At 34.6% G+C, this 11,448-nt stretch carries 10 protein-coding genes; 8 read left to right on the forward strand and 2 right to left on the reverse strand.

Features of this window, described 5'->3' with window-relative positions; translation table 11 throughout:
* Nucleotides 1-65: 65 nt before the first annotated feature.
* Nucleotides 66-455: a helix-turn-helix domain-containing protein gene (locus ACTNDQ_RS05075; protein WP_008374249.1), complete on the reverse strand. Its 390-nt coding sequence runs from the start codon at nucleotides 453-455 to the stop codon at nucleotides 66-68.
* Between the two features lie 224 nt (nucleotides 456-679).
* Between ACTNDQ_RS05075 and ACTNDQ_RS05080 the strand changes: the two genes are divergently transcribed.
* From ACTNDQ_RS05080 to ACTNDQ_RS05110, 7 genes are all read left to right on the forward strand, one after another.
* Complete coding sequence (locus tag ACTNDQ_RS05080; protein ID WP_441063996.1) at nucleotides 680-895, forward strand: hypothetical protein; 216 nt, start codon at nucleotides 680-682, stop codon at nucleotides 893-895.
* Between the two features lie 125 nt (nucleotides 896-1,020).
* A complete protein-coding gene (locus ACTNDQ_RS05085) occupies nucleotides 1,021-1,341 on the forward strand; it encodes a helix-turn-helix domain-containing protein (RefSeq protein WP_082432673.1) in 321 nt (106 codons plus the stop codon).
* 58 nt (nucleotides 1,342-1,399) lie between these two features.
* A complete protein-coding gene (locus ACTNDQ_RS05090; RefSeq protein ID WP_441063999.1) occupies nucleotides 1,400-1,876 on the forward strand; it encodes a hypothetical protein in 477 nt (158 codons plus the stop codon).
* Nucleotides 1,877-2,059: 183 nt separating this feature from the next.
* The gene (locus tag ACTNDQ_RS05095; RefSeq protein ID WP_441064001.1) at nucleotides 2,060-4,861 is read left to right on the forward strand and encodes a DNA methyltransferase; all 2,802 of its coding nucleotides are present in this window, start codon (nucleotides 2,060-2,062) and stop codon (nucleotides 4,859-4,861) included.
* A gap of 21 nt (nucleotides 4,862-4,882) precedes the next feature.
* Nucleotides 4,883-6,001 (forward strand): hypothetical protein, encoded by a 1,119-nt coding sequence (locus ACTNDQ_RS05100; RefSeq protein WP_441064002.1) that lies wholly within the window; start codon nucleotides 4,883-4,885, stop codon nucleotides 5,999-6,001.
* A gap of 64 nt (nucleotides 6,002-6,065) precedes the next feature.
* Nucleotides 6,066-7,787 (forward strand): DUF262 domain-containing protein, encoded by a 1,722-nt coding sequence (locus ACTNDQ_RS05105; protein ID WP_441064004.1) that lies wholly within the window; start codon nucleotides 6,066-6,068, stop codon nucleotides 7,785-7,787.
* A 680-nt stretch (nucleotides 7,788-8,467) separates the two neighbouring features.
* Entirely contained in the window at nucleotides 8,468-8,917 is a 450-nt protein-coding gene (locus ACTNDQ_RS05110; RefSeq protein WP_441064006.1) for a cysteine hydrolase family protein, read from the forward strand.
* A 386-nt stretch (nucleotides 8,918-9,303) separates the two neighbouring features.
* On the opposite strand, the gene ACTNDQ_RS05115 is transcribed toward ACTNDQ_RS05110, so the two are convergent.
* Nucleotides 9,304-10,101: a helix-turn-helix domain-containing protein gene (locus ACTNDQ_RS05115; protein ID WP_441064008.1), complete on the reverse strand. Its 798-nt coding sequence runs from the start codon at nucleotides 10,099-10,101 to the stop codon at nucleotides 9,304-9,306.
* Between the two features lie 237 nt (nucleotides 10,102-10,338).
* On the opposite strand from ACTNDQ_RS05115, the gene ACTNDQ_RS05120 reads away from it, so the two are divergent.
* Nucleotides 10,339-11,442 carry a tyrosine-type recombinase/integrase gene (locus tag ACTNDQ_RS05120; RefSeq protein ID WP_441064010.1) on the forward strand — a complete coding sequence of 368 codons (1,104 nt, stop codon included), beginning with the start codon at nucleotides 10,339-10,341 and terminating at the stop codon, nucleotides 11,440-11,442.
* Nucleotides 11,443-11,448 lie beyond the last annotated feature (6 nt).

The following is an 11,448-nucleotide window of genomic DNA, read 5'->3' on the forward strand; positions in this document are numbered from 1 at the left end:
ACCATCGGTTAAGTGATTAACGGATGGTTTATGTAGAAATAGATATTTGATTGTTATTGAATGATTTAATAATCATTCGGGTTGTCAGCATCGTAATTATGTTTTGAGGATAGATGCCAATCATTGATTCGTAAAATGTTCTTTATGGCTGAAAGAACCTCGAATATGTAACGTTTTTCGGTGCTGGTGCAATCTGCCATTAATAAATCAATATCAGTTTGATATTCCGTAGGATTGTATAACAAGTTCCCGTAGAGTAATTCATCAATAGTAATTTCAAGAGCATTGCTAATTTTGATTAAAGATTCTAAACTTGGTTTACGCTTGGCATTTTCTATATAGCTTATATAAACAGTAGAAAGATCAGCAATTTCAGCCAGCTCCTCGGCAGATAAACCTCGTTGTTTGCGGGTTTCTCTTATACGTTTGCCTATAAGTGCATAATTTATTTCCATGTCCTCACCTCCTTTCCATCACAACTTGACTTTTTTGTGTTGTAGATAGAAAAATGGTGAGTTATACAATAGCAATTAGTTGTATAAAAAGAAGTATATCATATGTATATAGCAAAAAGAAGATTGTCGATTGATGGGAGAAAAAGGCGATAAGTTGTAATTGAACAACAGCGAAAAAAGGGTTATCATTTGTGTATTAAAAATTAAGTCTGGGAGGAAAACACATGACAGATAATGAGGAAATCAAAGCACTGGAGGAATTAGAGGAAAAAGGAAGAATACTACGGGAGTACAAAAGCAAGTTCCGGCAGATGTGCCAAGAAAATAAAATGATAAAAGGTTCGACAGTGATGGAACTATATGATAAAATTGAAGAGGTACAAAGAGAATATGAGCGCTTAGACAGTAGATTGACAGCAATGGAGTACGATATCATATAGTGCTATTTTTTTTGGACAAATACTTCTGTTTCCCTTAGTAAATGCTTGCAAGATACATCTCTAATATTTTTGCCGATTTGTAGGTACAATGAAGGTAACTACTATCGGAAGAGAGGTGTATTTACTTGCGTACAGAGGATTACATTGCAGACAATATTGTAGCTTTGTGCAAAAAACGTGATATGAGTAAATATCGGCTGTCACAGCTGACAGGTATATCTCAATCTTCGATTGGAAAAATCATTGCTAAAGAAAGTCTACCAACAATGCCTACTGTGGAAAAAATATGTGACGCACTGGGAGTAACAATGGCTCAGTTCTTTGCAGGAATGGACGTTCCGGTAAATTTATCTGAGTCACAACAAGAGGTCTTAAAGATTTGGGATGGTCTTGATGAAAAAGAACAAGCGGTAGTAATGGCTATGCTCCGAGGACTTCAGAAATAAGGGAAACAGTTGTAACGAAAATGTTGACTGTTTCTTTTTTTATGGGTAGGTGGAGAATATGTTGATTGAAAAGAGATTTTTTGATATTGCAAAACGTGAAGATGAAGAAATAAAAATGGAATTGGAAGCTGAAAAAGCAAAAATGACAGAAGAAGAAAAATTAGAAGAAATAAAACAGCATGAAGCAGAGGTAAAAGAAATCATCCGTAAAGCGGAAGAAAAGATGAAAAAACATAAGAAGATTCCTGATTCTAAGAAAATTGTTGAATTTACATTTTTACAAAAGGCAGCATTCGAGATCGCAGAATATATGAGTATGAATATAAAAACAGAGCGAAAAGAAGATGATTTATGGGGAACTATTGAACTTTCATTTGATAAAATGTGGTTTTTGGATTCAACTCCTCCTGAATGGGTAGAAACATGGAATACTCTGCTAAAAGAAGCACATAGTGTATACATCGATATAAAGGATAATATGATCGTGTATCAGTATTCCTATGATTTATCCAGAGAAGTAATTAATGAGTGCTAATTAGAGGATAAAGTCAGTACGTTAATAATATTATAGTGGATGCGGTTTTATATGTATTTTCTCTAACACACAGACATGATTATGAATGACGGGATTATTGCTTCGTGGTATACTGTAAATATAATTTTTTTGGAAAATATTCGGATATAAAAGATATATATGATTATTTAGGAGGATGTTAGCATGACAGATGCAGAACAAAGAGAGGCTGCCCGTCAGTTTGTAAATCGGTGGATTGGAAAAGGTAAAGAGGATGAAGATGGTCGCTCTTATTGGATTGATTTGTTGACGAGTGTTTTGGGAATGGACAATATCACTGAACGCCTTAATTTTGAAAAAAAGGTAGTGGTTGATGGTAACACAAAACGTATTGATGTGTATATTCCGGAAACTAGAGTTATAATCGAACAGAAAAGCCTCGGTAAGGCACTCGATCAGAAAATCCGTAATTCGGGAGAAATCGACCTTACTCCATTTGAGCAGGCTGACAGATATAACAGCAAGCTGACTTTTGATGAAAGAGCTAGATGGATTGTTACATCCAATTTTGCTGAAATCTGGATTTATGATATGAACCAGAAACAGCCGGAACCGACCAAGATTGCTTTGGATGAATTGCAGAGTAAATATCCACTTTTGGATTTTCTTGTAAAAAAAGAGGTTAAGACAATCTCCCACGAAATGGAAGTTTCTATCAAAGCCGGAGACATTGTAGGTCTGATCTATGATGCTTTTTTGAAGCAGTACCGGATTCCAGATATCAAAGAGAAGGATGAAACAGCAGAACAGAGAGAAAAAAGAAATCATAAGCTGAGAAGTTTGAATGCACTCTGTGTACGGATTGTTTTCTGCCTTTATGCTGAGGATGCGGGCATTTTTGGAAAGAGAAATATGTTCCATGATTATTTGGAAGCATATGAAGTAAAAGATTGCCGACGAGCATTGATAGAGTTATTTAAGACGCTGGATACTCCGGTAACGAAACGGGATGAGTATTTGGAGGAAGATCTTGCCCAGTTCCCATATGTAAACGGAGGGCTGTTTGCAGATGAGACGATTGAGATACCACCTTTCACAGAAGAGATTAAGCAGCTTCTCCTTACAAAAGCTTCCGAAGATTTTAATTGGAGAGACATTTCCCCGACCATTTTTGGCGCAGTATTTGAATCTACATTGAATCCGGAAACCCGACGTTCTGGAGGAATGCACTATACATCTATTGAAAATATTCATAAAGTGATTGATCCACTCTTTTTAGACGATTTACAGAATGAATTTAATGACATTCAACAGATTCAGGTAAAGCGAACCAAAGATAAGAAGCTGGACGAGTTTCAGAATAAATTGGCTTCGCTCACATTCCTTGATCCAGCTTGTGGTTCAGGAAATTTCCTTACGGAGACCTATTTGTCGCTTCGACGTTTGGAGAATGAAGTGATAAGAGAAAAAGTTGGCGGACAGATGACATTGGGAGAAGTAAATAATCCGATTAAAGTTTCAATCCAACAGTTCTATGGAATAGAAATCAATGATTTTGCGGTTACTGTTGCAAAAACTGCTTTATGGATTGCAGAATCCCAGATGTTGGAGGAGACAAAGAGTATTGTTTATGGCTTTAATGATGATTTTCTTCCGTTGAAAACCTATGTAAATATTGTAGAGGGAAATGCGTTGCGGATAGATTGGGATAGCGTGATTCCTAAATATAAACTGAATTATATAATGGGAAATCCTCCATTTTCAGCAGGACGACGTATGGGTAATAGTCAGCGGAAAGATATGAATGAGGTCGCATTTGATTTTCCAAAAAATGGAGATTTGGACTATGTAAGTTTGTGGTATATTCAGTCTGCAAGATATATGGATGGCACCACTATAAAGGCTGGATTTGTTTCAACGAGTTCTATTACACAGGGCGAACAGGTAATGCTTTTATGGAAGATTCTGTTTGAAAAATATAAATTGAATATCATTTACGCTATTAGATCTTTTAATTGGCAAAGTGAAGCGAAAATCAAAGCCGGAGTTCATTGCGTTATTATAGAATTTGTGATAGGTCCGTATCAGAAAGATAAATATATTTGCGATGGGGGTATTGTAAAGAAAGTTAATTATATCAATGGATATTTGATGGATACAAAGGATACATGGATTTCTGGACAAAAAAAGCCTATTTGCAAAGTACCAATAATTAGTAATGGAAGTAAGCCTTTAGATAATGCTATTTGTGCATTTACTCCGGAAGAAAAAGCCGAGTTTATCAAGAAAGAACCAAAATCTGAGCCATATTTTTATAGATATATGGGAAGTAGAGAATTTATAAATAATGTGGAAAGATATTTCTTGTTGATCAACAGAATCCCACCTCATTTATTAGCAAAGATGCCATTGGTGCTTCAAAAATTACAAGAAATCAAGGAATATAGATTGAGTTCTTCGAGTGCTCCAACAAGGAAACTTGCGGATACGCCTTCTAAATTTCATTTTGAAAATATGCCCGAAAAAGAGTATTTAGTAATTCCCCAAACATCATCGGGGCGTCGCCGATATGTTCCGATTGGCTTTTTAACTCCTGATGTATTAGTAAATAATAAGTTGCAGGTAATGCGTGATGGCGGATTGTATGAATTAGGAGTTTTATCATCCAATGTTCATAATTCATGGTTGCGTACAGTTGCAGGAAGATTAAGAGAAGATTTCACATATTCTGTTAGTGTTGTATATAATACATTCCCATGGCCAGACATTAAGACAGAACAAAAGGAACGTATTGAAATGACAGCACAAGCTATTTTGAATGCACGAGCATTATATCCTGAAAGTAGCCTTGCGGCTTTATATGATGATTTAACTATGCCTGTAGAACTTAGAAAAGCCCATCAGGAAAATAATAAAGCGGTTATGGCTGCATATGGTTTTAGCACAAAAATGACAGAATCCGATTGTGTGGCAGAATTAATGAAATTGTATCAGAAATTGTCATAAATAGAACAGGTAGAGAGAATAATGGATCGAAATAATTTGAATAACATATTGGAGCAGTACATCTCTCGTTTTGAGGAATTAAATGATGTAAAAGGAAATGATGAGGGATATAAATGGAGAGCGGAGTCAAGATTTAAAAAATTCTGGGATATCAATGCTCCTGATTTTCCGGAAATGTTTATTAATTCAATGCAGGAGACGAGCAATCTGATTGATAATGCGACTGTCCAACCTATCGGTGGTATACGATTGTTACTGAAGCAGGAAAAAGAGATAGAGTTTGTCCGACAGTGTTTTCACAAGCTGTTTAGTGAAGATGATGGCGATTTAGATATGAGACAGCAACGGATTGATGAGTTTATTGATACCATAAATTCAAGAATAGAACAATATGTTAGTGGCTCATGGAAATATCCGCAAAGTCGAAACAGTGTAATTTATTACTTGAACTTGTGGAAACCAGAGGAGAATTATATTTTTAAATCTACAGAAGCAACTGCATGGGCAAATTGTATAGAGTATGGAGATGATTTTGGTAGTGGGAAGAACTTTTCGCTTAAAAAATATTATGCGATGTGTGATGAATTACTGGAAGCAATAAAGGATAATGCTGAACTAATGAAATTACATTCCGAAAGAATGAAGCAAGAAGCGAAAGGGTATGATGATAAATTACATATTCTTGTATATGATATTATCTATTGTGCGCACGCTTACGATTTTTATCGAAACATGGTAATATCCAGAACATCTACGAAAGAACGTATAAAAAAAGCTGCGAATCGCCAGAAGATAAATGAACTGGAAAATACGATTAAGGTTGCGGAAGAAAAAATACAACAACTTAAAACAGAAAAAAATGATTTGCCGAATATTACCGGTAAACAGGTTTATCACAAAAAATTTGGCATAGGTAATGTATTACAATGTGAAAATGGGCGGATTAAGATTTTGTTTCCGGTTAAAGAAATGACTTTTCAGTATCCACAAGCTTTCGTAAATGGTTTTCTGACATGCAATGACATTGATGAGACTATATATCAGGAAAACGGAGAAATTGAAAAGACTATCGATTTTCAACAGAAGGTCATTAAAAATGCACAGATAGAATTAGAACAATTACTTAGCAATAAAGGATAAGGACGGAGAATAATATGCTGAAAGAAATTGCTTAGTAAGTAAGATTAAGGAGCATAGAGGATAAATGGATGCACATAAAGCATTAATAACAAATATTTTTAATAATTCTACATTGGTAGAGGTTCCTTTCTTTCAGAGGTCTTATGTTTGGAAAGAAGATCTCTGGGGTAGACTTCTTGAAGATATGGAATTTGTGGTAAAAACAAAAAAACCACATTTTCTGGGTTCTATCATTTTAAAAGAAGGGCGAAAACCTAAACAGGGGGAAAATTTTGCTGACTGCAGAACTATAGTGGATGGACAGCAGCGCTTGACCACTTTCTTGATTTTTATGAAAGTACTCTGCTTAAAATTAAAACAGACAGCATTATTTGATTGCCAGTTTAGAATAATGGGGCAAATGATTGCGCTTAGACATGGAAGAAATGATATTCAGGCTTTTGAAAAAATAATGTCATTGGATAAAGCTGAAAAGATTAATAATCCAGAACCAGCCTCCAGAATAATAGGAGCTTTTAATTATTTTGTGGAACATATTGATGAAAGCAAACTGGATATCATGACTATATTTGTCAATACACAATTTGTTCGTATCGACTTGGATGCTGATGAAGATGAGCAACAGATTTTTGATACGATTAATTCCTTGGGTGTAAATCTCACCACTTCTGAACTGTTAAAAAATTATTTCTTTAATCGAGAGACAGTTGGAGAATATGATAAAAAATGGGCAGATGTATTTGAGAAAGATGCTGATACAAAAATATATTGGGATAAAGAAATCGAAACCGGACGTATAAAAAGAGCAGTTATTGATATCTTCTTTGATTCGTATTTTCAATTATTTATTCAGGATAGGAAATATAATATTTCAAATGAAGATAAACTTATGTATTCCAGAGTAGATCGGCTTGCACAGTCTTATCAACATTTTATCAATACATATTGTGATGGCAATAAAAATATTGTGCTGGATCAGATGAAAGATTATGCGGAATGTTTCAGAAATAATTTGAAACCAGATCAGTGTGAAATGAGTATTCCTAAAGAGGGAAGCATTGAACGGATAAATGTTGTGATTTTTGGATTGAAAAATACGACAATGATTCCTTACATCTTGTATATTGCAAAAAATGTTCAAGATAAAACGGAACTTGATAAGATGTATGGGATTTTGGAAAGTTATATAATGCGTAGAGTAGTGGTTCATGCATCGACTAAAAATTATAATAATCTTTTCACATCTTTAATTTTAAATAAGGTGTTGGATTCCCAGACTTTGAGTTCACGTTTAAAGGGAAATGGAGATGCAACCACATATTGCCCAGATGATAGTGAATTAAAAATCGGCTTTGAATCATCAAAACTTGTGAATCTTCAATCTAAAGGAATTATTTATTTGATAGAAAGCAAAATTCGTCCGGATAACAGTTCTACTGCATTACTTGGATTCAATAATTATAGTTTGGAACATTTGATGCCAAAGAAATGGAGAAATAATTGGGGAACTTGTGCTTCGGAAGATGAAGAGAAGAAAAGAGATTTAAAATTATTGACTTTGGGGAATCTGGCTATTATTCCACAGGCTTTGAATGCGTCCATACGTGATGCTGCATGGGATGTAAAAAAGTTAGGAAAGGGACAAAATAAACCGGGGTTACTTTTATGTGCAAGTGGACTCTGTACATTGTACGATGTCCTTAAAAAGAACGTTTGGGATGAAAGTGAAATTGAAAAACGAGCAGATTGGCTTTTAACGCAAGCAAAGAATATTTGGAAAATATAAGCTTTTCTATTAAAACGAAAATACATTTTTGAACCAATATGTAGATTTGCAAATGATATAAAATTTGTAAAATCCGCATATTGGTTTTTTTCAGTGAACAAGAAAAATGAAAAATTGAATGTTTGTACGAAGAAAAGAGATACTCAATTTTACGTTTTTTTAATTTTGGGTAGGGAACCAAAATTGGCAATTTTGCGGAAGTGTATACACACTTCCTGTCCTTGCTGTTCTTATAATCACATAGTGATTTCACAGGGATATAGGGCTTTTTAGCCTCTTTTATCAACCTGTGTTGTGACCGGAGAAATTCAGGGAACCATATATTAATTTATGCTGAATGTGAGGAACTGGGGAGCACAATCCTCAGCAAGATTGCAACTTCAGGAAAATACCATATTGTTAAAATAGCAATATGGTATTACCGAGGTGGATCTTGCTCTAGTGTGTATAGGGGTCTCGGCATAAATACAAAAAATGGGTTTGGGGGAATCCCCAGCAAGAGGAAAACCTGATGAGGGAACATTTGTCTGAAAGACAATATTGTTAAACACAGGTGGATCTTGCTCTGGGTTAAATAAGAAATTTACGAGAAGTATCATTTAGGGTTATTGTTATGTTTTCAAAAAATTGAAATAGTGATAATATGAATTGTAAAAATTTGTATTTGTAGGAAGGAAGCCATGAGAGCATTATTGGTTATTGATATTCAAAAGTCGTATATCACAAAATATGAAACTGATATTGTACAGAGAGTTAACGAGAGGATAATGGAAGCTCAAAAGGCTCAGTATGATATTGTATATATTAAGAACACGAAGAAACTTCGCAGTGGAATGGTAACAGATGAGTTTGCAGACGACCTCATTCTTGCATCAGATAATGTGTTTTGCAAAAGACAGGCGGATGCCTTTTTATCTGAAGAACTGATTTTATATCTTAAATCAAAGGGCGTTTCAGAGATAGAGATGATAGGTGTTGATGGGAATTCGTGCATCAAGGCAAGTGCAAAAGGTGCAGTGAAATGCGGATTCATTGTTTCTATTCTTTTGAGATGCGTAGGTGTATCCAATTTGTCGAGATTTGAAAAGACCAAAGAGGATCTTGAAAAAATAGGGATAATATTAAAGTAAGAATAAACAAATTCCGGTCAGGTGGTACAATATTTTTTGTGAAGTCCACTTTTATTCATTTTTGAATAAAAGAATTTTGAATCAGCAGCCGGTAGAAGCAGATAGTTATAAAAAGATTTTGACAACTATGAGTGCAAAAACAGAAAGCTGCGAAAATGTGTTTTGAGCTAATAGCAAAATTTGATGTTTTGTGATATCGAGGGTATGGGGAATCGTAATCTCCATCAAGTTCGTCAGAGAATCAAAATCCAGAAACTGGGTTTTGAGTTACTCTAGGCGATACTTGCTTTAGAAAATGATTTGCCATAATGAGTTAGAACATTGGAGGAGAAACTGTAAAAAAAGAGAGAGCCATAAGCAACTCTCTCTGTGATAAAAACAAAAAGTTATAGTATCAGTGGTTCAGTAAGATTACAAAAATCTTTAACAGGAATATTTTCTTTAAATGGTAAAACTGTTTCTAAAAAGGTTTCGTCTGCAAATCTTTCCAGTTCAGAATCAAAATGTATAATTGAAGCTATTGTATTTAATTGGTATGGAGGAATTGTAACAAAATAATCATAATCTTCGTAAGAAGGAGTAGCGCAAGAAACTTTGATTTTTCCGTCCAATTTCAATTTTGCAAATTCTCCATAAATGGCAGTTAAGGCTTTTTTCCTTTCATCATCAGAAGTAATTCTATCTACATATCGAATATACCAATAATCTATATTCCCATCTTTTAACTCAATTAAATAATCGTACGAGTTGGGTGTTCCGGATTTTATTGTCCATTCGACTTTATACAGACTTGTCATCATGGAAAGACCACGCATTAAAGTGGAAAAAAACTTTTCATGTATCTGAACAGCAGAGAGATCCGGAGAAAATCCATTGTCAGCAATTATCTTCTTTCGTTCCTGTATTTTCCGAGGTGAATATCCAGTAGCATCATATAATTCATTGATAAGTTCTGGATCATCAATGGCTTTTGCAATTTTATCAATAGTGCTTTTATATGGTCGCCCTGATCGGGTGCCATTGAGCATTCGAGAAATAGTCGCATTGTTTATGCCGGTTTGTTCAGATAATTCTTTTTGTGTTTTTGTGTGTAAAATTGTTTGAAGTATACTGATGAATCTTTCCTGATCGTAAACGCTGTCGGGATCTATTAATGTACTTGGATTTGATATAAATTCGTTCATTCCAATCTCCTTTTGATTTCTTTGACTTTTATGAGTTGACTTCTTAACCTTTATCTTATCAATTATGTTCCGAAAAATCAATTTTAAATATAAAGAAATCAAAGAAATCATTATTTCTGATTTGAAGAAGTCAAAGATGTCAAATACGCAATTGACATTTTGACTTCTTTGTGTATAATGTAAGATGAAAGAAGTCAAAGATGTCAAAGAAGTCAAAAAAGAAAGGAGGGCTGTGGATTGAAATATAGGGTTGTTTCAGTTTTGAAAGATAATAGACCACGATTTTTGATTATTTCGGATATAGAAGAAATGGCAATCCTTCCATCAAAGTATTTGAAGCATCTGGATCAGATTAATGCTTCTCCGAATACTGTAAAATCCACAGCCTTCGCACTTTCATATTATTACAATTTTCTGCAGGAACAAACGATAGGATTGGATGAGGTTACATTGCTGCCCTATTCAGAGCAGAATAAACACTTTATTGATTTCTTGTATTGGGTTAAGGATGGAAAACATACGGAACACAATACACAGACGAGCAATAAGACCTGCAATATGTATCTTGGTGCAGTCTTCAGATACTACCAGTTCTTGGCACTGGAAGAGGTTTTGCCAATGCTTAAAGTCTTACGGGTAAAAAAAGTATCGTATTTTGACAGCATGGGAGTAAATCATCAAAATGCAGTGAATTCGTTTAAAGGTTTCCTTAGAGAAGAAGAACCTAATCTGGAAGAAATAACATCCGAAGAAATACAGGCGTTGATAAATGCCTGTACGAATGACAGAGACCGCTTACTGATAGCAATGATGGCAGAAACCGGTCTTAGATTGGGAGAAATTCTGGGAATTCATTATACCGAAGATATTGATTTTGAAAGAAGGACGGTTCGGGTAAGGTATCGTGAAAACAATACCAATTTGGCAAGGGCAAAAAATGCAGAATATAGAATGGCATTGTTAAGTAATACAACTTTTGAGTTTTTGGTTAAGTACATTTCTGAAAACCGGAAAAGTCTGATGGATTCGGAGTATCTATTCACAAAATTGACTGGAAAAAACAAAGGGGAGCCATTAGATGCGGATTCTGTGTATAGCATGTTGAAAAGGCTATCCAAAAAAACGGATATCAATTCCCATCCGCATCAGCTTCGACATTATTTTGCAGAGGAAAGAAGAAAAGAAGGATGGGATTTGAATGACATTCGTTTTGCCCTGGGTCATAAGAAAGTTGAAACTACCATTAAATATTTGGGTGAGAATAATGAACGATTGATAGAAGCGACAGATCAATACTACTCAAATAATGAAGATTTATATCAAATTGCAGATTTTCTGTAAAAGGAA

The organism is Blautia massiliensis (ex Liu et al. 2021) (genome assembly GCF_052064225.1).
In the GTDB taxonomy this organism is placed as follows: domain Bacteria; phylum Bacillota; class Clostridia; order Lachnospirales; family Lachnospiraceae; genus Blautia_A; species Blautia_A fusiformis.

Excerpts from the sequence above, each read along its gene's own strand:
- ACTNDQ_RS05075 (WP_008374249.1), bottom strand. The coding sequence starts at position 455 with ATGGAAATAAATTATGCACTTATAGGCAAACGTATAAGAGAAACCCGC.
- ACTNDQ_RS05080 (WP_441063996.1), top strand. The coding sequence starts at position 680 with ATGACAGATAATGAGGAAATCAAAGCACTGGAGGAATTAGAGGAAAAA.
- ACTNDQ_RS05090 (WP_441063999.1), top strand. The coding sequence starts at position 1,400 with ATGTTGATTGAAAAGAGATTTTTTGATATTGCAAAACGTGAAGATGAA.
- ACTNDQ_RS05095 (WP_441064001.1), top strand. The coding sequence starts at position 2,060 with ATGACAGATGCAGAACAAAGAGAGGCTGCCCGTCAGTTTGTAAATCGG.
- ACTNDQ_RS05100 (WP_441064002.1), top strand. The coding sequence starts at position 4,883 with ATGGATCGAAATAATTTGAATAACATATTGGAGCAGTACATCTCTCGT.
- ACTNDQ_RS05105 (WP_441064004.1), top strand. The coding sequence starts at position 6,066 with ATGGATGCACATAAAGCATTAATAACAAATATTTTTAATAATTCTACA.
- ACTNDQ_RS05110 (WP_441064006.1), top strand. The coding sequence starts at position 8,468 with ATGAGAGCATTATTGGTTATTGATATTCAAAAGTCGTATATCACAAAA.
- ACTNDQ_RS05115 (WP_441064008.1), bottom strand. The coding sequence starts at position 10,101 with ATGAACGAATTTATATCAAATCCAAGTACATTAATAGATCCCGACAGC.